The sequence below is a fragment of the Parvibaculum sp. genome (assembly GCF_039680535.1).
In the GTDB taxonomy this organism is placed as follows: domain Bacteria; phylum Pseudomonadota; class Alphaproteobacteria; order Parvibaculales; family Parvibaculaceae; genus Parvibaculum.
Window position 1 is genome coordinate 132069 of sequence record NZ_JBDKSS010000008.1, and the last position, 21246, is coordinate 153314.

Here is a 21246-nt window from a genome sequence, read left to right on the forward strand (position 1 = left end):
CTACTCACAGCCCCGCCATCGCCACATATTTCACTTCGAGGAATTCCTCGATGCCCCAGGGCCCGCCCTCGCGGCCGATGCCCGATTCCTTGTATCCGCCGAAAGGCGCCACCTCGGTCGAGATGAGACCGGCATTGACGCCGACAAGTCCCGCCTCCAGCGCCTGAGCGACGCGCCACACGCGACCAATGTCGCGGGCGTAGAAATAGGAGGCAAGGCCGAAAGGCGTATCGTTCGCGAGCGCGATCGCCTCGTCCTCCGTCTTGAAGCGGAAGACGGGCGCAACGGGGCCGAAGGTTTCCTCCTGCGCGAGCTTCATCGACGAGTTCGCATCGGCGATCACCGTCGGCTCGTAGAAGGAGTGGCCGAGCGCGCTGCGCTTGCCGCCGACGACCACACGGCCGCCCTTGGCAACCGCGTCCGCCACATGCTCCTCAGCCTTCTCGACGGCAGCCATGTCGATGAGCGGGCCCTGCGCCACGCCCTCTTCGAAGCCGCTGCCCTGCTTCATCGCCCTCACCTTCGCGGCGAGCTTCTCGACGAAGGCGTCATAGACCTTGTCCTGCACGAGGAAGCGATTGGTGCAGATGCAGGTCTGGCCGGTATTGCGATATTTCGATCCGAGCGCGCCCTCGACGGCGGCATCGATATCGGCATCGTCGAACACGATGAAGGGCGCGTTGCCGCCGAGTTCCAGCGACACTTTCTTTACGGTCGATGCCGACTGTTCCATCAGCTTCTTGCCGACTTCCGTCGAGCCCGTGAACGTGACCTTGCGCACGATTTCGCTCGTCGTCATTTCCGTGCCGATCTCGCCGGCCTTGCCGGTGACGACGCTGAAGACGCCGGCGGGAATGCCCGCGCGGTGTGCCAGCTCGGCAAGCGCCAGCGCCGAGAGCGGCGTCTGCGAAGCGGGCTTCACCACCATGGCGCAACCGGCGGCGAGTGCGGGGCCTGCCTTGCGCGTGATCATCGCGGAAGGAAAGTTCCACGGCGTGATCGCCGCGCAAACGCCGATCGGCTGCTTCAGCACGACGATCTGCCGATCCGTCGAAGGCGACGGCACGATGGAGCCATAAACGCGCTTCGCTTCCTCGCTGTAGAATTCGATGAACGAGGCCGCATAGGCGATTTCGCCCTTCCCTTCGGCGAGCGGTTTGCCCTGTTCTGCCGTGAGGATCGCGCCGAGATCGTCCTGATTGGCCATCATCAGGTCGAACCAGCGGCGCAGGATCGCGGCGCGTTCCTTGGCCGGGCGCCTGCCCCATGCCTTCTGCGCCCTTTCCGCGGCCTTCAGCGCCTCGCGGGTCTCGGCCGCGCCCAGCGACGGGACCGTGGCAATAACCTCGTCGGTCGCGGGGTCTGTAACCTTGATTTGCGCCGCCCCTTCACCGACCCATTTTCCGTCGATATAGCAAAGTGTCTTCAACAGGCTCTGGTCTTTGAGACGCGCGGCGAGCTTCATGGTGAACTCCTCGGGAGCGGCTTGCTTATTGAACGGGGTCGGGCTCAAACTGATGCGTCGAGCGGACCTCCAAGGCCCTCTTAGTTACCATCCGGCGCCAAGGCCGGAAAGAGGAACAGAAAAAGCCCATGGAAGCAGGCCTGTTTTTCTCGGAAACCTATGAAGAAGCCCGCACGCGCTTCATGGAAACAGCGATTCAGGTTGGCGGCAGGCTCAAGACCTACGAGAATCCGCTGGCGCGCGGACCGAAAGGCTCCGCTCTTTGTCTCGACACCGCCTGGTTCGGCCCCCAAGACGCCGAAGCCGTTCTTCTCAACATCTCCGGCACCCATGGAACCGAGGGCTTCGCGGGGTCGGCGGCCCAGCTGGCCTGGATGACGACATGCGGCCCCCGCGACCTCCCGCCGCGCACGGCCGCGCTGCTCGTTCATGCGGTCAACCCCTTCGGCTTCGCCTGGGGCCTCCGGGGCACGGAAAACAACGTCGATCTCAACCGCAACTTCCTCGACCACAGCGCACCCCACCCCGAAAATCCGCTCTACGACGAGTTGCACAAATTTCTCTGTCCGAAGCGTCTGGACGATCAATCGATGAGCAAGCTCGTCGGCGCGGGCGCGCGCTTCGTCCAGAAACATGGGCAATGGGCGCTGGAAGATGCGATCAGCCGCGGCCAATACACGCATCCCGACGGCTATCACTATGGCGGCCTCAAGCCGGAATGGTCGAACACGACGCTTCGCCACATTGTCTCGATCGACCTTGCCACCGCGCGCCGCGTGGCCTACATCGACTGGCATTCGGGACCGGCTGGCGACGGGGACCTGATCTATCTCTGCTTCTCGAATCCGCAAGGTCCGGATTTCGCGCGCGCCGCGCATTGGTGGGGTGAAGACGCTCTCGACCCCGCAACGGTCAACTCCATGTGGGGATCGAAACGCCCGACACGGCGCGGCATCATGTTCTGGGGGCTCGAAGAACAACTCGCGCCGCATGCGCGGCTCGCCGGCGCCGTCATCGAGTTCCGCTCCGCCCGCCAGAAGCCGAGCCCGACCAAGACCATCCGCGCGTCGATCCTCGAACGCTGGCTGCGTTTCGAAGGCGGCCTCGACGCGCCGGAAGCAAAGGCCTATCTCGAAGAGATCCGCGACGATTATGCGCCCCGCCGCAGGAGCTGGCGCGACAATGTCATCCGCAATGCGCTCGCCTGCTATCGCGAAACGATTTCCGGCCTGGCTGATTGGTCGCATGAATGCGTCCGGGCAGCGGATTAGCACCCTGTCTGCCCGTCGCCTGTGTGTCAGGCGAGAGTGAACTCGTAGCGAACTTCCATGATGTCCGGATACTGACGGTAGCCGACCGCCCGTCGCGCCACCATCCGCCCGCCCATGCATTCATAGAAGCGGCGCGCCTTGACGTTCTCCTCGAGAACCCAGAGATGGGCGCGGTCATGTCCGAGGCAGGCTATTTCGTCGAAGCAATGCAGCAGCAGCGCCATGCCGACGCCCTGACCATGATCAGCCTTGCGCACATAAAGCGTCGTTACCTCGTCTCTTCGCGCATGGCCGAACCCGATCGGCACGCCCGCCTGCTCGGCGATCCACGCAATACCGCTGTGCAAGGCGCGCTCCCACTCCGCCACTGAGCGGCCGAGGTCGAGACCATCGAGAATGGGCTGCGGAAGAATGCCCGGATATGCCTCGCGCCAGCAGACGATCTTCAGCCGCGCGATCAGTTCTTCATCCTGATCCGGCCATGCCATCCGCATCTGGTAGCGCGTAAGTACCGTCATGCAAAAATAATGGCGGAAAGCCCTGCTATCGCCGATTGGAGAATGGACCACTTTGAAAGCAGGTTGCCCCCTGCCGCATTTCAAGGAGAGACTTGCCAGCGCCCGGTGCGCGTGCGAGACAGGCCGGACACAACACGATCCGGTCGACCATGCCCCGCCCCACCCTCCTTTTCGATCTCGACGGAACGCTTGCCGACACGGCCGGCGATCTTTGCGAGACCATGAATGTCATCCTCGCCCGCCACGGCCGCGCACGCATACCTTCATCCCGCGTGCGGCACCTCGTCGGCGGCGGCGCGCGGCTGCTGATGGAACGCGGCTTCAAGGAAACGGGGCCCGCCGCGAGCGAGGAGCTGCTCGACCGGACCTTCGAGGAATTCATCGCCTATTACAGCGAGCACATCGCGGACCACACCGAGCTATGGCCCGGCGTCGCCTCGCTGCTGCAGCGGCTGGAAGAGGCGGACGTGTTGCTCGCAGTCTGCACCAACAAGGTCGAGCGCCTCTCGCGTCAGCTTCTCGAGCATCTGGGCATCGACAAATATTTCCCGGTCGTCATCGGCGGCGACACGCTCTCGGTGAAGAAGCCAGATCCCGAACATCTCTTCGAGGCGATCCGCCTGCTTGGCGGCGACCGAAAGGCCACGATCATGGTCGGCGACAGCGAGACCGACATCGACGCGGCGAAGAATGCCGGCCTGCCCTCGATCTGCGTCAGCTTCGGCTACACGCGCCAGCCCGTGACCGAGCTCGGCGCGGACGTCATCATCGACCACTTCGACGAATTCCCCCGCGCCATCGCAACGCTGCTGCCCGATCACTTCAGCGGCTGGCGCTAGAGCACTTTCAGTACGCGGTCGCCGTCGACCAGTTCGATATCGGCATATTCGCAAATGCCCGTTCCGCGCTGGAAGACGCTGACGGCGATAAGCCAGACGCGCACGATACGCTGCGGCGGCACGCCAACCGCCTTCGCGTAATCGGCCCTTACCGGCCGTTCCTCGGAAAGCCACTGGCCGAGCCGGCTCGCATCCGAACGCAACACCCAATGCGTTTCCACCTTGTCCCAATAGGGAAGCGGACAGCGGAAGATCGTGCCCTCGCCGAGCGTACTCGACCACATGTAAGTGAGGTCCTGACCGTTCTCGAATTCGGCCGCGATCGAGAGATAGTCATGCGTCGGCTGGATATCTTCCGGCAGATCGCAGGGCAGCCTGTCGACCTTCCAGCGCCACCTGAGGCGCGTGCTTTCCGTCAGCGGGAAGTTGACGGGAAACTGGAGGATGCCGACATCCTCATGCGTATGGCAGCAGATGCGGCGCGCGCCGTCCCCTTCTGCCGCGCGATAGATGCGGCCCTCGCCCAGACGCCAGAGATAGTTCCAGCCTTCCGGCGCTTCGATGGGATGGCGCGCATCCTCAAGCGCTTCGGCAACGAGCCCCGCATAGTCGCCCGCCTGCGCCAGCGCTTCGAGCCCTTTGGCAGCGCCACTCTTCCAGGTGATGACGCACACGCTGATCGCGCCGGGCAATCCGCCGCGCGGAAAAGCCGGATCGAAGGCGCCCCGCTCATCGGCCCATTCGCCCGGCGGCTTCGCGACCAGATAGAGCGGCCCGCCTTCCTCCATCCGAAGACTTGACGCGGCGCCCCGCGTCTTTCGGATGCGACCATGTTCGCCCGCGCGGAGCCAAATGCCGATGCGCGCGCCGAAGCGCATGTCGAGCGCCTTCGAGGCCCAGAAATTGCCCGCCGCAATGACGGTCACCTCATCGCCCGGCGCAACGTCGCAAGCAGCCGCAAGCCAGCCGCTCTCATCCGCGGAAAGCGTGACGAAGCGCACCTCTCTCACCTCCGCCGCAACCGAAGGTGCGGCGACCAGCGCCCTCAACACCGTCTCAAATCCGGCGCCGCCTTCCGGGCCGGCGGGCTCCGGACGCAATGCGCGAAGAAGCCCCCGCCCCGCGAGCCTTGCCAGCGTTGCCACTGTTCGAATGCCTGCTCCTGCCATATTCCCTCCCTCTCGCGCTCCCGATGCCGCCAGGCACACAGCTTAGCCCGCGAGCAGCGGATACATCACCCCGAGACGTCTTGACTTCGGGTTCGCCCAAAGCCTATAGACAGGCCCGGCTCGGGCGCAGCCTCCAGGCACCCCGAATCCCGCGCGGGCGGTTAGCTCAGTTGGTAGAGCACTGTGTTCACATCGCAGGGGTCACTGGTTCGAGTCCAGTACCGCCCACCATTGAATAAGCTATAAAAATCAAATAGCTAGCATCGAGCTCCCCGCCGAGAAGCACCGCGAAGCCCTCTGATCGCATTTTGATCACAGCGGGAGTGCGACGTGGCCACCATTCGCCGGAAAGGCGTCCCCGACAGCCTCAAAACCGTTGCAGCCGCTGTCCGCCGACCAATTAATTTATACCGCTCTTATTTTCACACTTATCAATCCCTCTCGAATTTTTACCCCGATCCGAGGTCAGCTCAGCGCACCAAAACGCTTTTGAGGATTGACCATGCTCGACATCGGCATGCTGGCGATCGCGCTCATCTCTTTTGCAGCGCTCTACGCCTATCTCCATCTCTGCGATCGGCTGTGAGGGCGACATGAGCTTCGATCTCGTCCTTGGGGCAGCCGTCGCCCTTTTCATACTTGGCTACTTGTTCGTGGTCCTCGCGCGACCCGACAAATTCTGAGGCATGTCATGACAGCGAATGGTCTTCTTCAGATCGCGCTCTTTTGCGCGATCATCCTCCTTATCACCCGGCCGCTCGGCGGATACATGACGCGCGTCCTGAACGGCGATCCCGTATGGCTGACGCCAGTCCTGCGTCCCGTGGAGCTTCTCTTCTATCGCCTTGCCGGCGTCGACGAGAAATCCGATCAGCATTGGCTCCGTTACGGCGCAGCCATGCTTTTCTTCAGTCTTGCGGGCTTCTCTCTCCTCTACGCAATGCTGCGGTTCCAAGCCTATCTGCCTTTCAATCCGCAGGGCTTCGGCAATGTTGATCCGCTGCTGGCTTTCAATACCGCGATCTCCTTCGTCACCAATACCAACTGGCAGAACTACGGCGGCGAGACCACGCTGAGCTATTTCACTCAGATGGCCGGGCTCACGGTTCACAATTTCGTCTCGGCAGCCACCGGCATCGCGCTTTCGGTCGCCTTCATTCGCGGCTTCGCGCGCGTTTCGGCGAACGGGATCGGCAACTTCTGGGTCGATCTCACACGCACGACACTCTACGTCCTTTTGCCGCTTTCCATCGTCGTCGGCCTCTTCTTCATCTGGCAGGGTATGCCGCAGACGCTCGGCGCCTATGTGGACGCGACGACACTGGAGGGTGCGCATCAATCGATCGCCGTCGGTCCGGTGGCCTCCCAGGAGGTCATCAAGATGCTGGGCACCAATGGAGGCGGCTTCTTCAACGCGAACTCCGCTCATCCTTTCGAGAATCCGAATGCCCTGACCAACCTTGTGCAGCTCGTCCTGATCTTCTCGATCGGCGCCGCGCTGACGAATGTTTTCGGCCGCATGGTAGGCAACGAACGCCAGGGCTGGACCCTGTTCACCGCAATGAGTGTCCTTTTCCTTGCCGGTGCGCTCATCGCCTATCACTTCGAGGCGGTCGGCAATCCGAACGTGACGAGCCTCGGCGTCGATCAGGCTGCAAGCGCACTTCAGGCCGGCGGCAACATGGAGGGCAAGGAAGTCCGCTTCGGAATCGCCAATTCGGCGCTTTTCGCAACCGTCACGACCGATGCATCTTGTGGCGCCATAAATGCCTGGCATGACAGCTTCACGCCGCTGGGTGGACTGGTCCCCCTGCTCAACATGCAGCTCGGCGAAATCATTTTCGGCGGTGCCGGTTCAGGCCTCTACGGCATGCTGCTCTTTGCCATCGTCGGCATCTTCATATGCGGCCTGATGGTCGGTCGCACACCGGAATATATCGGCAAGAAGATCGAAGCCTTCGACGTCAAGATGACGGCGCTCGCGATCATATGCCTGCCATTTTCGATCCTGGGTTTCACGGCGCTCGCCACCGCGCTTCCGAATGCGGTCGCAAGCATCGCCAATCAGGGGCCGCATGGCTTCAGCGAGATCCTTTATGCCTTCAGTTCGGCGACAGGCAACAATGGAAGCGCTTTCGGCGGCCTCACGGGCAACACACCCTTCTATAACGTAACCCTGGGCCTTGCGATGACGATTGGCCGCTTCGCCATGATCGTCCCCATGCTCGCCGTCGCCGGGTCTCTGGCACGCAAGCGCAAAATCGCCGCCTCTGCGGGCACCTTTCCGACGGACGGCGCTCTTTGGGTCAGCATTCTGGTAGCGGTCATCCTTGTCGTCGGCGGCCTCACCTTCTTCCCGGCGCTCTCCCTGGGACCGATCGTCGAACATTTCTCCATGCTCAACGGCACGCTTTATTGAGGCTTCATCATGTCTCTCCTACACACGCCGGATCGTCCCGGTACGCACAAGATCGGCACCCGCTCCCTGTTTGAAGGCGAGCTCGTCCAGCAGGCGATCATCGACTCTTTCGTCAAGCTCGACCCACGGACGCTGATCAAGAACCCGATCATGTTCGTAGTCGAGACGGTGGCCGCGCTCACCAGCGTCATCCTCGTCCGGGACATCGCCATCGGAGCCGGTCATATCGACTTCACGGCGCAGATTGTCGGCTGGCTCTGGTTTACGGTTCTCTTCGCCAACTTCGCGGAAGCGATTGCCGAAGGCCGCGGCAAGGCGCAGGCCGATGCGCTTCGTCGGACACGCTCCGACGCGACCGCAAAACGTCTCCTTGATAGCGGTGACTACGAGGTCGTCGCCGCGGCCGAACTCAAGGTCGGCGACGTTACCCTGGTCGAAACAGGCGACCTCATCCCAAGCGACGGCGAGGTCATCGAAGGCGTCGCCTCGGTCGACGAATCCGCCATCACGGGCGAATCCGCACCGGTCATCCGCGAAAGCGGCGGCGATCGCTCGGCGGTGACCGGCGGTACGCGCGTGCTCTCCGACCATATCAAGGTACGCATCACCGCTGCTCAGGGCTCAACCTTTCTCGACCGTATGATTCACCTCGTCGAAGGAGCCGCGCGGCAGAAGACGCCGAATGAAATCGCGTTGAATATTCTGCTCGTCGGGTTGACGATCATCTTCGTATTTGCGACGGCCAGCATTCCAAGCTTTGCGGCCTATGCAGGCGGCCACATCCCGGTCGTGGTTCTCGTCGCGCTCTTCGTGACCCTCATTCCAACGACCATCGGCGCACTTCTGTCCGCCATCGGGATCGCGGGCATGGACCGGCTCGTCAAATTCAATGTGCTGGCCATGTCCGGTCGCGCCGTCGAGGCCGCGGGGGACGTCGATACGCTTCTCCTCGACAAGACGGGAACGATCACGCTCGGAAACCGCGTCGCCAGCGAATTCATCCCGCTTCCCGGCGTGGCGGAATCCGAGCTCGCCGACGCTGCGCAACTTTCCTCGCTCAGCGACGAAACGCCGGAAGGCCGGTCTATCGTGGTCCTTGCCAAGGAGAGATACGGCCTGCGCGGCAGAGAACTCGCCGGGCATGGCGCAAACTTCGTACCCTTCTCCGCGCAGACCAGAATGAGCGGCGTCGACGTCGACGGCCATCAGATAAGGAAGGGAGCCGCCGATGCCGTTCTCGCGTTCATCGCCGGTAAGCTCCCGCAAGGCAAAGCTGCACCCTCGAAGGAATTTCAGCAGATTGTCGATCGGGTGGCGCGTTCCGGCGGTACGCCGCTTGCCGTCTCGATAGATGACCGGATTCTCGGCGTCATCCATCTCAAGGACATTATCAAGGGCGGCATCAGGGAGCGATTTGAAGCGCTGCGCCGCATGGGCATCCGCACCGTCATGATCACGGGCGACAACCCGTTGACCGCTGCCGCCATCGCGGCGGAGGCTGGCGTCGACGATTTCCTGGCTCAGGCGACGCCGGAAGACAAGCTTCGTCTCATTCGCGAAGAACAGGCGAAGGGAAAGCTCGTCGCCATGTGCGGCGATGGCACAAACGATGCACCGGCACTTGCGCAGGCAGACGTGGGGGTCGCCATGCAGACCGGAACGCAAGCCGCGCGGGAAGCCGGAAACATGGTCGACCTCGACAGCGATCCGACGAAGCTCATCGAAATCGTCGCCATCGGGAAACAGCTTCTGATGACGCGCGGCACGCTGACGACCTTCTCGATCGCCAATGATGTCGCCAAATACTTCGCTATCATTCCGGCAATGTTCGCAGCCTTCTATCCCCCACTCGGCGTCCTCAACATCATGAGGTTGCACTCGCCGGAAAGCGCCATTCTGTCGGCGATCATATTCAACGCCTTGATCATCATCGCCTTGATCCCGCTCGCGCTCCGCGGCGTGCAGTACTCGCCGCGAAGCGCCGCTGCCTTCCTCATGCGCAATCTTGCCGTCTATGGCGCAGGTGGCGTCATCGTTCCCTTCGTCGGCATCAAGCTCATAGATATCGTCATTTCCGCCATCGGCCTCATTTGAGGATAAGTGTCATGTCGAATGAAATTCGCCCCGCAATCGTCCTTCTCCTGCTCCTTACACTGCTTACCGGCCTCGCCTATCCGCTGGGCATGACCAGGCTGGGAGGTCTCCTCTTTTCTCATCAGGCCGAGGGGAGCCTGATCAGCCGGGATGGCAAAGTGATAGGCTCGACACTTATCGGTCAGAATTTCGTGGGCGCCGGCTATTTCCACGGAAGGCCGTCCGCAACGACCGGAACTGACGACAAGGGCAACACCATTTCCCAACCTTACAACGCTGCGAACTCCATGGGCTCCAATCTGGGACCGACGAGCAAAGCCTTGATCGAGCGGATCAAGGCAGAGACGGCCAGACTCGCAGCCGAAAACCCTGCTGTGCCGGTCCCCGTCGATCTCGTCACGACCTCCGCCAGCGGCTTCGATCCCGACATAACGCCGGCCGCCGCTCTCTTTCAGGTACCCCGTGTCGCGAAAGCGCGCCACCTCGATCAGGAGCGGATCGAGAGCCTCGTGGCACAGTTCACCAAACCGCGAATGCTCGGTATCATCGGCGAACCGACCGTCAATGTCCTGAATCTCAATCTGGCTCTGGACGAGATGGCTGCAAAATGATGGACAGACAGACGAATGGCCAGCATCGATCAGGAGGCACGACGACCGACTCCTGAGGCCTTGCTGGAGCAGGCAGCGCTCGAGGGTCGCGGCAAGCTCAAGATATTCCTCGGCGCAGCACCGGGCGTCGGCAAGACCTATGAGATGCTCTCGTCCGGCGCTCAGCGAAAGAGCGAGGGCGTCGACGTCGTGATCGGGATTGTCGAGACCCATGGGCGAGCCGAGACGGAACGCCTGGCACTCGCTCTCGAAACGCTGCCGCGAGCGCACATCCCTTACAAGGGTCGCATTCTCGAAGAGATGGATATCGATTCAGTGCTCGCGCGCCGACCCGCGCTGGTGCTTGTCGATGAGCTGGCGCATACCAACGCGCCGGGCTCCCGCCACCCCAAGCGATATCAGGATGTTGAGGAGCTGCTGGCGGCGGGCGTCGATGTCTATACAACGCTCAATGTCCAGCATGTCGAAAGCCTCAACGATGTGGTGGCGCAAATCACCCGCATACGTGTGCGTGAAACCGTCCCGGACTCGATCATAGACCGCGCGGACGAAATCGAGGTCGTCGACATTACGCCTCAGGAGCTCATTCAGCGGCTTCATGAAGGCAAAGTCTATGTGCGCGATGCGGCGCAGCGCGCGCTGAAGCATTATTTCTCTCCCGGCAACCTCACCGCCCTGCGGGAGCTGGCGCTCAGGCGCACCGCGCAGCGCGTCGACGAGCAGATGCTGAGCTACATGCGAGCTCATGCGATCACGGGACCTTGGCCGACCGACGAACGTCTTCTTGTGTGCATCGACGGCAGCGAGAACGCCGCCGGACTTATCCGTTACGCGCGCCGGGCGGCCGACCGGCTAAAAACCTCATGGGCGGTGCTCCACGTCGAAGCGACCAGCGGCGATCAGCCGACCGAGACGGAGCGCGCTCATATTGCCGAAGCCTATAACCTGGCTACATCGCTGGGAGGGGAAACGGTTACGTTGACTGGAGAGAACGCAGCCGACGCGATACTTGATTACGCACGCGACGCAAACGTGACCCAGATTGTGGTGGGGCGACCAAAGCGGATGAGGTTGTCAGGGTATTGGCGTAGATCCACCGTCAGTGATTTGATCGCGAAAGCCAATGACATCGGCATTCACGTAATCCCGGTCACCGGCAAACGGGAAAAGCCTCAGATCATCACGCGCAGGACCGATGAGGCGCTCGACCTCTATCCCTATGCCGTCAGCAGTGCTGCGGTCGCCGCTGCATTGGGTATCGGTCGGTTTATTCTTCTGTTCGTACCCTTGCCGAACATCTCACTTGTCTTTCTCGCTGCCATTCTGTTTTCGGCGGTCAATTTCGGTCTTTGGCCGTCTCTCTATGCATCTCTTCTCAGCACACTCGTCTACAACTTCTTTTTCCTGCCGCCGCTCTATACGTTCACGATCGTAGATCCCGCGAACATTCTGGCGCTGGTGTTCTTCACCATTGTAGCAATCCTGACGAGCAACCTGACGGCGCGCACGAGACGGCAGGTGATCGTCGCCCAGTCTCAAGTAAGAACAACGGCTGACCTGAATGCGTTCAGCCGCAAACTGGCCGGCATCAGCGACCTTGATGATCTGCTTTGGGCGGCCGCCTTCCAGATCGCTTCAATGTTGAAATTGCGTGTCGTGTTTCTTTTTCCGGCTGAGAACCACATGGTTCTGGCGGCGGCCTATCCTCCCGACGACGTTGCCGACGAAGCGGACCTCGCCGCAGCACGATGGGCCTTCGATCATCAACGCGCCGCTGGGCGCGCATCGGATACGCTTCCCGGCGCCAGACGCCTCTTCCTGCCGCTCAAGACAACGGCCGGTGCCTTTGCCGTCGTTGGTCTCGATCGGGAAGCGCCAGGTCCGCTTTTCAGCGCAGAGGAACGCCGGCTACTCGATGCGCTCCTCGATCAGATAGCCGTTTCGATCGAACGTATTCAGCTAGCCGAGGATGTCGACAATGCGCGCGTGCTGAGTGAGACAGAACGCCTGCGAAGCACGCTTCTAACGTCCATCTCGCACGATCTGAGGACGCCACTTGCCTCCATCATCGGTGCGGTGACCAGCCTCAGGACCTATTTCGATCGCTTCGATGCTGCACAGCGGAATGACCTCATGTCGACCATTGAGGACGAGGCGGAACGTCTCAACCGCTTCGTCGGAAACCTTCTCGACATCACGCGGCTCGAATCTGGTGCGCTCAACATCCGGCTGACCGAAGTCGATATTGCCGAACTCGCCGAGACAGCACTTCGGCGTGCGGGCCGGATGCTTTCGGGGCACAAAGTCCAGGTAGACATCCCCAGAGATTTGCCGCCGGTATCCGCCGATCCCATTCTTCTCGAACAAGTCCTCTTCAACCTCCTCGACAATGCTGCAAAATATTCCCCGCCAGGGAGCACCATTCGCATGGAAGCGCGGGCCGCGACGGGAGAAATTTCGATCAGCATCACAGACGAGGGCGAAGGTATTCCTTCCGATGAGATCGAAGCGATCTTCGACAAGTTTCGCCGGTCGGGATCAGGTGACAATCGTCCCGCAGGCACAGGACTTGGCCTTGCAGTTTGCAGGGGCTTCGTGGAAGCATTTCGTGGCACCATCAGCGCCGCAAACAGGACCGATGGCCACGGCTCAATATTTACGGTTCGCCTTCCTACCCTTCCAATCGTTCGTCAATCTATGGAAGCTAAATCTTGACCGTGCCTATGCATATCCTGGTCGTTGATGACGAGCCACAGATCCGTCGCTTCTTGCGCACCAGCCTCAATGCTCAGGGCTATCGCATTTCCGAAACAGGAAGCGCGGTTGAAGCTGTAGCGCTCGCCGCAAAGGAAAGGCCGGACCTCGTCATCCTCGATCTGGGGCTGCCGGACGGCGAAGGCTTCGACGTCATCGAAAGACTGCGTCTTTCCTCCCAGGTTCCCATCGTCGTGCTATCGGTCCGCAATGACGAGCAGGGAAAAGTTCGGGCTCTCGATCTCGGCGCCGACGATTACATAACCAAGCCTTTCGGGATGGAAGAGCTCATGGCGAGGCTCAGGACCGCGCTCCGCCATCGCCTTCAGATCCAGGGCGAGACTCCGATCTTCCGAAGTGGCGCCTTGTCGGTCGACCTCGTGCGTCGGATCGTGACGGTTGCCGACAACGAGGTGAAACTCTCCGCCAAGGAATATGATCTTCTCAGGCTCCTCGTCGCTCATTCAGGCAGAGTGCTGACACATGGCTTCCTGCTGAAGGAAGTCTGGGGACCGGCACACGCCGAGGACGTTCAATACCTTCGGGTCTACATCAGACAATTGCGTGAAAAACTCGAAGCTGACCCCACCCGTCCGCAACTCATTCTGACTGAGACCGGGGTTGGCTATCGGTTGAGGGCGGATTGAACGGCATCCCTCATTACAAAGAAACGACCCCGGAAATTTCTTTCCGGGGTCTTCTTTTTCTGCCGCGACCAGTTAGCGGATGAGAGGATCGCGGTAGAACTCCTGTTCAGCTTTCGCTTAGAAGGCGTAGCTGATGTCGAAGGTCATGAAGTCGCGATCTTCGAATGCGTTCTGCACAGCGTTGCCGCGCGTGGCGGTCCACTGAACGCCGGCGCTCCAGTTGCTCTGGTAGGTTCCGCGAACGCCAAGCGACAGCGTCTTCTTGTTGTCGAGGAAGCCCGGTCCGACCGGGCCGGCCGAGGTGCCGAAATCCTGCGCGAACTGGACCAGCGGCGTGAGCGTGATGGCCGTACCGAAAGCGTTGTTGTACTGGACGCTCGCGCTCAGGCGGTAGCCATGCGAGAAGCGGTCCGGATGGTATAGCTGGAAGTAGGGGTTGCGCGTGGCGAGCGCCGGCGTGACGAATTCAGACATCGATGCGGCGAGCGCATTGAGCTTGACGTCCGAAATGCCCGGCATCCACTGGAAGCCCCAGTTCGCGACCAGGATGACCAGATCGGCGCCGAGGCCGCTCGTGATCGAGTCCGAAGTCGGAAGCGTCGAGACGGTGCCGATCTGACCCGTGACCGAGTCCGTCCGGATGAAACCGTCCGGGAACGCGCCCGGCGTCATGTCATAAGGAAGCGTCGAGTCATAGGGAATCGCGCCACCGGTATTCGTGCCCCAATGACCGAGCAGCATTTCGCCCGACGAGATCTGGAACGGCAGATTGGGCTGATACACCAGTTCGCCCGAGAAGGCCGTGCCATAGATGAAGTCGGCCAGCACCGTCGAGAAGCTCGCGCCGATCACCTGAATGTTTTCGGCATAGTGAGCGCGGTAATACTGGGCCGTGTCCGCTGAGCCCGACAACACACCGGGCACTCCGTTCGAATATTCGAGGAACGGAACATTGGAGTCGTAATTGACGTAGTAGAGGCCGAGCTCCGTGCCGTCATTCAGCCAGTCAGCATTGTAGCCGAGCTTCAGGCCGAACTGACCGAAATCGCCGGGCTTCTTGGACGGCTTCACCGGCAACTGGTAGTAGGTATTGGCCGGACCGTCGATGGCGATGTTCAGATAGGCGCCCCCGGTCCGAAGATGTCGTTACCGAAATAGGTGCCAACGGGATCGAGCTGCGTCTGACGCCATTTGAAGCCGGCCCAGGCTTCGAGGCTCATGTCGTTGGGCAGACCGAGCGACGCATAGAGCATTTCCTGCGGTAGAAGGGCTTCCTTGATCTCCGCGCCCGGCGTGCGCAGCGCGCCAAGGTCGACCGACATGAACTGGTTGATGCCGCCCGGAATGAAGAGGCTCTCACCCCAGTTCACAACCTGCTTGCCGAGACGGAGGTTGAGCGGAAGGCCGTTGGCGACGTCGAAATTGCCGTAGACGAAGGCGTCGAGAACGCTGAGGTCCCAGGCGGCGGCGTTATGCGCGTCATTGCCGCGCAGCGCATCGCTCAGCGGACGCTTGCCGTAATCGGTGCTGCTCTGACCCGCGACCTGATCGCCGATATAGTCGTAGAAGCCCTTCACACGGACGAAGGCGCCGTAGTTCTGCCACTTCGCCTGCACGTCAGTGACAAACTTGACACGTTCCGAATAGGCATCCCACTGGCCAAAATTGACGTTGCCATCATCGAGGTTCACGTCGTTATAGACATGGGCGGGTGCCGGCGCGCTCGGGTTGACCGGGCAGCCGCCATTTTCTCCGCTGATCTTCGTGCAGCTCTGCTTGCTCGTGCGGACGCCGACGCCCAGCGAAACCGTGGTGTCGACGGAAAGATCCATCTCGCCGAACTTGAATCCTTCGGCGAATGCCGGCGCGCCGGCGGCCGCGAAGCCGATCGTTCCGGCCATGACCAGAAGTTGTAAGCGTTTCACCTTACTCATTACTCCTCTCCCTATTGACCGCCTCACACGAGAGGCGATTTCAAATTTTTGTTTTCTTTGAAACGGCGGCCTCTTGCGCAGCCCCCTGACGCCATCGCACGAAGCAATGTCCAGGGCGCGCGGTTGCGCTCACGCCCTTTCGGGCGCGGTTGCGATGCCGTTTGTGATTTTGCGTCTCCTCCTCGGCGCGGACAGGCATCCGCACAACTAAGACCACATGCACCTATTTTTGATTCGCTTATGTGATCTATCGTTAGGTGCATTCCACCTAATTTATGAGGTCAGTCAAGATATGCCGCGTCAGGTGCGGCGATCTGCTCTCATTATCGGAAGGGCCGTGACCATAAAGGCGCAGTAAATAACACCGGCCCGCGGGCTCCTGGCTCAACGGAAGGGAAGCTCGATCCAATCAGGCTCCCTCTCGCGCGTTTCCAAGGCATAATGCCGAGACCTAGCCTTGATACTTCCGCGCCGGAGCCAACGATGCCGCACAAGCCCCTGACATTGCTGGCTTTCGACCCCAAGGCTCACGCCGATTCATTTTCCGCGGAGCACACCGCCCGGCTGCGCGATCTCGTCACGCTGCTCGCCCCCAATCCTCTCGCTTCATTTGAAGATACGGCGGCGCGTGTCCTGCTCAGCCAGACGGAAATCCTCATCACCGGCTGGGGTGCTCCGCATCTCGGCGCCGCAGAACTCGCCGCATCGCCGCATCTCCGCCTCGTCGCCCATCTGGCGGGTTCGGTGAAGCCGTTTCTCGATTCCGCGATCGGGGCTCGCGACATTGCCGTGACTTCGGCTGCCGATGCTAACGCGCTCCCCGTCGCCGAATACACGCTCGCGGCTATCCTCTTCGCCAACAAAAAGGTCTTTGCGCTACGGAACGCCTATCGCGAGGCGCGGCACGCCTCGGCATGGGCCGAGCTTGCGCCCGGTCTCGGCAATTATCGCAAGACGATCGGCATCGTCGGCGCCTCGCGCGTCGGGCGGCGCGTCATCGCCCTGCTGAAGCCATTCGACTTCGAAGTGCTTCTGTTCGATCCCCTGGTTGATGCCGCCGAAGCGTTGCAGCTCGGCGCCAGGCTCGTCGAACTCGACACGCTGATGAAGACGGCCAACGTGGTGAGCATCCACGCCCCGCTGCTGCCGGAGAGCACAGGCATGATCGACCGGCGCCGGCTTGCCCTGATGAGATCCGGCGCGACGCTCATCAACACGGCGCGCGGCGCCATCGTCGATCAGGACGCTCTCATCGAGCAAACATCGAGCGGCCGCATCGACGCCATCATCGACGTGACCGAGCCGGATATACTGCCTGCCGGCTCGCCACTGTTCGATCTGCCCAACGTGTTCCTGACCCCCCATATCGCCGGCTCGCTGGGAACCGAAACCCGGCGCATGACCGACATGATCCTCGACGAGATCGAGCGCTATATTCAGGGCAAGCCGCTGCAACACCGCGTGGCGCTCTCCGAGCTGGAGCATCAGGCATGAGCGCTCTGACACCGGGTCTGTGTTCGGTAACGTTTCGCGCCCTGCCGCCGGACGCCATCATCGCGCTCGCGGCCGAATGCGGCTTGAAGGGCATCGAATGGGGAGCCGATGTCCATGTGAGACCGCATGATCGCGCAATCGCCCGCGCCGTCGCCGCACGGTGCCGCGATGCAGGCCTCGCAATCGTGTCCTACGGCTCCTATGTCGAAGCGGGCAGCCATATTACAGGTCAGAACTTCGCCGATGTGCTGGAAGCGGCGCAGGCGCTCGGCGCGCCCAACATCCGCATATGGGCGGGGCGCAGAGGGATCCCCTCTGCGGAAGCCAGTCTGGAAGACCGGAACGGCGCGGCCCATGCGCTGCGGGGCATGGCCGCGAAGGCGGCTAGTCTGGGTATTTCGCTCTCCCTCGAATTTCATCCGCAGACGTTGAACGATGGCGCAGAGGCATCGCGCGCCCTCCTCGCGGCCGCACGGCACCCGAACCTCCATACCTACTGGCAACCGCGCCCCGGTATCACTCTCGAGGAAGCCGCGGCGGAACTCGACGCCATCGCGCCTCATCTCACTCATCTCCACGTCTTTTGCTGGAGTGCCTCCGGCGAACGGCGCCCTCTCGCGGAAGGCGCCGATTTCTGGCGCCCGCTCCTGCGCCGGGTAAGCGCGCTCGCAGCCCCACCTGGCCGCCCTCGCTATGCCCTGCTCGAATTTGTCGCTGGCGACGATCCGGAAACGCTGCGGCGCGACGCGGCAACCCTCCGCAACTGGCTTGCCGAAGAGGCCGAGTCTGAATGAGCCCGGAGTCCCCCAATCCCCTCGCCGGCAATCCGCTGGCGACACGCGACGACGTCGCCCGCGCCGCGCTCGATCTCTTCAGGCCGCTGTTGCCCTTCTACAGCCCCGGCCACGCGCGCGTCCGCCTCGCGCGGTCTCATGCCATTTTCGGCGAGGTGCCATCGCAACTCGAAGGTTTCGCGCGCCCGCTCTGGGGCATCGCGCCGCTGGCGGCGGGCGGCTATGAATTTCCCTACTGGGAGATGATCCGCGAAGGCCTCGCCAACGGCACCGACCCATCCCATCGCGAATATTGGGGCCCACCTCGCAATCGCGATCAACGGCTGGTCGAAATGGCGGCGATCGGCTTCGCTCTGGCCCTCGTGCCCGAACATATCTGGATCCCGCTGCCGGAGGCCGCCAAGCGCAATGTCGCGCGCTGGCTCCACTACATCAACGAAGTCGGCATCGTCGACAACAACTGGCTCTTCTTCCGAGTCATGGTGAACCTCGGCCTGAAGCATGTCGGCGCAGCATACAGTCAGCCTGCGGTGGATGCCGCGCTCACGCGTCTCGACAGCTTCTATCTCGGAGATGGCTGGTACAGCGACGGCGCCAGAAATCAGGTCGACCACTACATCGCCTTCGCCTTCCACTTCTATGGGCTGATCCATGCGCGTCTCTGCGGCGACCCTGAGCGCGCCGAGATATTCCGCTCGCGCGCGCGCCTCTTCGCCCCCGATTACCGGCGCTGGTTCGCGGCTGACGGCGCCGCCCTTCCCTTCGGACGCAGCCTCACCTACCGCTTCGCGCCGGCCGGCTTCTGGGGCGCACTCGCTTTCGCGGACGTCGAAGCGCTGCCCTGGAGCGAGATCAAGGGAGTCTATCTGCGTCACATGCGCTGGTGGTCGCGGCGCGACATCGCGAACGGGCACGGCGCGCTCACCATCGGCTACGCCTATGAAAATCCCGCCATGGGAGAGGAATATAATTCGCCGCAGTCGCCCTACTGGGCGATGAAGGCCTTTCTGCCGCTCGCCCTGCCCGCGACGCATCCCTTCTGGGCCACCGAAGAAGCGCCGCCGTCGCTCCACGCCGCGTCGGCACAGCGTCACCCCGGCATGGTCATTGTCGAGGACAGCGCTCACGTCGTCGCGCTCTCCGGCGGACAGACCGCGCCATTGCATCGCTCGGCGGCCGCGAAATACGGGAAATTCGCCTATTCCTCGCGCTTTGGCTTCAGCGTCTCGCCTGCAACGTCAAACGGGAGCGGCATTCTGCCCGACAACATGCTCGCCCTCGCCCTTGCCGATCAACCGGGCCAGTTCGCAATCCGCCGCGACGCAAGGGTTGTCGCGATAGAGCCGGGCCTCGTTCATTCCATATGGCAACCCTGGAAGAGCGCGAAGTCCGCCCGCCTTGGCGACGTCACCATCGAGACATGGCTCATCGCGACGGATCTACCCTGGCTCCTCCGCATACATCGCATCAACTCCCCCGTGCCTCTGATATCGCGCGAAGGCGGCTTTTCAATCGATCGCACGGGTGGCGAGGCTCCGCCCCAGGCGAGCGCATGGCAGACGCTGGTGCGCAGCAGGGCAGGCCTCAGCGGCATTCGCGATCTGCAGGGGGAGCGCAGAGGCGGCATTGGTGTGCCCGCGCAACAAACGAGCCTTGTCTGGCCGCAAACCCTGCTGCCACTGCTCGAGGGCAGACATGCGCCCGGCAGGTTCACCCTGGCGACGGCGGTCTTCATCAGCGCGGACGCAGGCGCGGAGCCGCGCTGGAACGAGGCTCCCGCATTGCCCGAGGGCCCGTGGTTCGACCGGTGACCTGTCTCAGGCGCTCCGCGAAAGCGGTATCACCGTCAAGGCAAAGGGAACTTCGAACCAGAAACGCGCGCCCTTGTCGGGCATTGCCTCCGCCCCGATATCGCCGCGCATCAGGCTCACCAGCTTGGCGCTGATGGCAAGTCCAAGGCCGGTGCCGCCATATGTCTTTGCGATATCGCCATCGGCCTGCACGAATGGCTTGAAGAGACGGGCAGCCACGTCATCGGTAAAGCCGATGCCGGTATCTTCCACCTCGAAGCGGACACGCAGGGCGTCGCGCTGCCGGTTCAGCACCATGCAGCGCAGATCGACCCGCCCGCCCGAGGGCGTGAACTTGATCGCGTTCGAGATGAGATTGGTGAGCACCTGACGCAGCTTGCCTTCGTCAGCAAGCACGCTCTCCTGCGGCAAGGCGCTGCAGTCCACGTTGAGCTTGATGTTCTTCTCTCGCGCCATTGCCTGCCAATAGAGCAACGACTCGAAGATGGCCGACAGCTCCGTGGGCCGCTCGTCGAGATCGATCTTGTCGGCTTCTATCTTCGAGAACAACAGCACGTCGTTGAGCACGGTGAGAAGCCCCACGGACGCGTCATGAATATATTGGCCATATTCGCGCGTTTTCGGTTCCTTGCTCATGTGCGTGATGAGATCCGAAAACCCCATGATCGCGTTCATCGGGGTGCGGATTTCATGGCTCATCGTGGCAAGGAAATCCGACTTGATCCGGTTTGCTTCCTCGGCCCGAGCCTTCTCGAATACTGCCGTTTCGAAGGCCGCGTCGAGCTTGTGCGCCAGATCCTCCTCAGCCTGAAGCTGGGCGAAGGTCTCGAAATATTTCTGCCTGTTGAAATGCATGATGACGACGGTCGTGCCCAGCAGGACAAGGCAGAGCACGCCCGACAGCACCGTCAGCAGGCCCGCCCGGTCCGCCGCATAGACGATGAGCGTGAAAGGCATGACGAGCGCGATGAAATTGGGCCATTGCCGCATCGTCGGCGTCCATGAGCAATGCGTCATCACGCTTGCGCCAAAGACGATCGCTGTCACGACGAAGTTATGCGGCTCCGCCAGGACCCAATTGTAACCCGCTATCGTGTAGGTCGCGACGGAGGCGACATGAAAGAGACCGGCATCGCGCCAGCATCGCTCCGTATCGATATCGACGATGCTCTGCTTCACCTTGCGGCGCCAGATCAGCGTGCCCGTGTCGAGCGCAATGGCGGCAATGAACCAGCCGACGCCGCTGGTGAGGCCGCTGGCCGCCATGGTCGTCACCGCAAGGGCAAGCGGAAAGGAGCACCGGAACAGATAAAGCCTGTCCTCCAGCGATATCCAGTAAAGAAGCACCTTGCGACGAATATGCTCTTCCGAGGTCATGCCTGCTGCTACTCGAATGCGCCCTCAGCCACCGCCCAAGCAATTTGGC

The 21246-nt window shown here is 61.9% G+C and carries 16 protein-coding genes and 1 tRNA gene; 11 read left to right on the forward strand and 6 right to left on the reverse strand.

Annotated features, from left to right (window positions below; genetic code table 11):
• Positions 1 to 4: 4 nt before the first annotated feature.
• Entirely contained in the window at positions 5 to 1465 is a 1461-nt protein-coding gene (locus ABFC66_RS04610) for an NAD-dependent succinate-semialdehyde dehydrogenase (protein WP_346739790.1), read from the reverse strand.
• A 128-nt stretch (positions 1466 to 1593) separates the two neighbouring features.
• On the opposite strand from ABFC66_RS04610, the gene ABFC66_RS04615 reads away from it, so the two are divergent.
• Positions 1594 to 2736: a M14 family metallopeptidase gene (locus ABFC66_RS04615; RefSeq protein WP_346739791.1), complete on the forward strand. Its 1143-nt coding sequence runs from the start codon at positions 1594 to 1596 to the stop codon at positions 2734 to 2736.
• A 26-nt stretch (positions 2737 to 2762) separates the two neighbouring features.
• On the opposite strand, the gene ABFC66_RS04620 is transcribed toward ABFC66_RS04615, so the two are convergent.
• A complete protein-coding gene (locus tag ABFC66_RS04620; protein WP_346739792.1) occupies positions 2763 to 3254 on the reverse strand; it encodes a GNAT family N-acetyltransferase in 492 nt (163 codons plus the stop codon).
• Positions 3255 to 3346: 92 nt separating this feature from the next.
• On the opposite strand from ABFC66_RS04620, the gene gph reads away from it, so the two are divergent.
• Complete coding sequence (gene gph / locus ABFC66_RS04625) at positions 3347 to 4093, forward strand: phosphoglycolate phosphatase (protein WP_346739793.1); 747 nt, start codon at positions 3347 to 3349, stop codon at positions 4091 to 4093.
• Here gph and ABFC66_RS04630 read toward each other — a convergent pair.
• Complete coding sequence (locus ABFC66_RS04630; RefSeq protein ID WP_346739794.1) at positions 4090 to 5262, reverse strand: DUF3047 domain-containing protein; 1173 nt, start codon at positions 5260 to 5262, stop codon at positions 4090 to 4092. The two genes, gph and ABFC66_RS04630, sit on opposite strands and share 4 nt — an antisense overlap.
• Positions 5263 to 5417: 155 nt before the next feature.
• Here ABFC66_RS04630 and ABFC66_RS04635 point away from each other — a divergent pair.
• The 6 genes from ABFC66_RS04635 to ABFC66_RS04660 all read left to right on the forward strand — a co-directional run bounded on the left by ABFC66_RS04635 (position 5418) and on the right by ABFC66_RS04660 (position 13787).
• Positions 5418 to 5493, forward strand: a tRNA-Val gene (locus ABFC66_RS04635).
• Positions 5494 to 5953: 460 nt separating this feature from the next.
• On the forward strand, positions 5954 to 7681 hold the full coding sequence (gene kdpA / locus ABFC66_RS04640) for a potassium-transporting ATPase subunit KdpA (protein WP_346739795.1): 1728 nt from the start codon (positions 5954 to 5956) through the stop codon (positions 7679 to 7681).
• 9 nt (positions 7682 to 7690) lie between these two features.
• Positions 7691 to 9775: a potassium-transporting ATPase subunit KdpB gene (gene kdpB / locus ABFC66_RS04645; RefSeq protein WP_346739796.1), complete on the forward strand. Its 2085-nt coding sequence runs from the start codon at positions 7691 to 7693 to the stop codon at positions 9773 to 9775.
• 11 nt (positions 9776 to 9786) lie between these two features.
• Complete coding sequence (kdpC, locus tag ABFC66_RS04650) at positions 9787 to 10386, forward strand: potassium-transporting ATPase subunit KdpC (RefSeq protein WP_346739797.1); 600 nt, start codon at positions 9787 to 9789, stop codon at positions 10384 to 10386.
• A 15-nt stretch (positions 10387 to 10401) separates the two neighbouring features.
• Positions 10402 to 13101 (forward strand): sensor histidine kinase KdpD, encoded by a 2700-nt coding sequence (locus tag ABFC66_RS04655; protein WP_346739798.1) that lies wholly within the window; start codon positions 10402 to 10404, stop codon positions 13099 to 13101.
• Positions 13095 to 13787: a response regulator gene (locus ABFC66_RS04660; RefSeq protein WP_346739922.1), complete on the forward strand. Its 693-nt coding sequence runs from the start codon at positions 13095 to 13097 to the stop codon at positions 13785 to 13787. The genes ABFC66_RS04655 and ABFC66_RS04660 overlap by 7 nt, the downstream gene beginning before the upstream one ends.
• 117 nt (positions 13788 to 13904) lie before the next feature.
• On the opposite strand, the gene ABFC66_RS04665 is transcribed toward ABFC66_RS04660, so the two are convergent.
• Positions 13905 to 14858 (reverse strand): DUF1302 family protein, encoded by a 954-nt coding sequence (locus tag ABFC66_RS04665; protein ID WP_346739799.1) that lies wholly within the window; start codon positions 14856 to 14858, stop codon positions 13905 to 13907.
• 44 nt (positions 14859 to 14902) lie between these two features.
• Positions 14903 to 15721: a DUF1302 family protein gene (locus tag ABFC66_RS04670; protein WP_346739800.1), complete on the reverse strand. Its 819-nt coding sequence runs from the start codon at positions 15719 to 15721 to the stop codon at positions 14903 to 14905.
• 483 nt (positions 15722 to 16204) lie between these two features.
• Between ABFC66_RS04670 and ABFC66_RS04675 the strand changes: the two genes are divergently transcribed.
• Genes ABFC66_RS04675 through ABFC66_RS04685 form a run of 3 tightly spaced genes read left to right on the forward strand, consistent with a single transcriptional unit; the run spans position 16205 to position 19820 of the window.
• A complete protein-coding gene (locus ABFC66_RS04675; RefSeq protein ID WP_346739801.1) occupies positions 16205 to 17215 on the forward strand; it encodes a hydroxyacid dehydrogenase in 1011 nt (336 codons plus the stop codon).
• On the forward strand, positions 17212 to 18009 hold the full coding sequence (locus ABFC66_RS04680; RefSeq protein ID WP_346739802.1) for a TIM barrel protein: 798 nt from the start codon (positions 17212 to 17214) through the stop codon (positions 18007 to 18009). The genes ABFC66_RS04675 and ABFC66_RS04680 overlap by 4 nt, the downstream gene beginning before the upstream one ends.
• Complete coding sequence (locus tag ABFC66_RS04685; RefSeq protein ID WP_346739803.1) at positions 18006 to 19820, forward strand: DUF2264 domain-containing protein; 1815 nt, start codon at positions 18006 to 18008, stop codon at positions 19818 to 19820. The genes ABFC66_RS04680 and ABFC66_RS04685 overlap by 4 nt, the downstream gene beginning before the upstream one ends.
• Before the next feature lie 6 nt (positions 19821 to 19826).
• On the opposite strand, the gene ABFC66_RS04690 is transcribed toward ABFC66_RS04685, so the two are convergent.
• Positions 19827 to 21197 carry an ATP-binding protein gene (locus tag ABFC66_RS04690; protein ID WP_346739804.1) on the reverse strand — a complete coding sequence of 457 codons (1371 nt, stop codon included), beginning with the start codon at positions 21195 to 21197 and terminating at the stop codon, positions 19827 to 19829.
• Positions 21198 to 21246: the final 49 nt, after the last annotated feature.

Excerpts from the sequence above, each read along its gene's own strand:
- ABFC66_RS04670 (WP_346739800.1), bottom strand. The coding sequence starts at position 15,721 with ATGAGTAAGGTGAAACGCTTACAACTTCTGGTCATGGCCGGAACGATC.
- ABFC66_RS04610 (WP_346739790.1), bottom strand. The coding sequence starts at position 1,465 with ATGAAGCTCGCCGCGCGTCTCAAAGACCAGAGCCTGTTGAAGACACTT.
- ABFC66_RS04675 (WP_346739801.1), top strand. The coding sequence starts at position 16,205 with ATGCCGCACAAGCCCCTGACATTGCTGGCTTTCGACCCCAAGGCTCAC.
- ABFC66_RS04630 (WP_346739794.1), bottom strand. The coding sequence starts at position 5,262 with ATGGCAGGAGCAGGCATTCGAACAGTGGCAACGCTGGCAAGGCTCGCG.
- ABFC66_RS04680 (WP_346739802.1), top strand. The coding sequence starts at position 17,212 with ATGAGCGCTCTGACACCGGGTCTGTGTTCGGTAACGTTTCGCGCCCTG.
- kdpA (WP_346739795.1), top strand. The coding sequence starts at position 5,954 with ATGACAGCGAATGGTCTTCTTCAGATCGCGCTCTTTTGCGCGATCATC.
- ABFC66_RS04620 (WP_346739792.1), bottom strand. The coding sequence starts at position 3,254 with ATGACGGTACTTACGCGCTACCAGATGCGGATGGCATGGCCGGATCAG.
- kdpB (WP_346739796.1), top strand. The coding sequence starts at position 7,691 with ATGTCTCTCCTACACACGCCGGATCGTCCCGGTACGCACAAGATCGGC.
- ABFC66_RS04685 (WP_346739803.1), top strand. The coding sequence starts at position 18,006 with ATGAGCCCGGAGTCCCCCAATCCCCTCGCCGGCAATCCGCTGGCGACA.
- ABFC66_RS04615 (WP_346739791.1), top strand. The coding sequence starts at position 1,594 with ATGGAAGCAGGCCTGTTTTTCTCGGAAACCTATGAAGAAGCCCGCACG.
- kdpC (WP_346739797.1), top strand. The coding sequence starts at position 9,787 with ATGTCGAATGAAATTCGCCCCGCAATCGTCCTTCTCCTGCTCCTTACA.
- ABFC66_RS04690 (WP_346739804.1), bottom strand. The coding sequence starts at position 21,197 with ATGACCTCGGAAGAGCATATTCGTCGCAAGGTGCTTCTTTACTGGATA.
- ABFC66_RS04655 (WP_346739798.1), top strand. The coding sequence starts at position 10,402 with ATGGCCAGCATCGATCAGGAGGCACGACGACCGACTCCTGAGGCCTTG.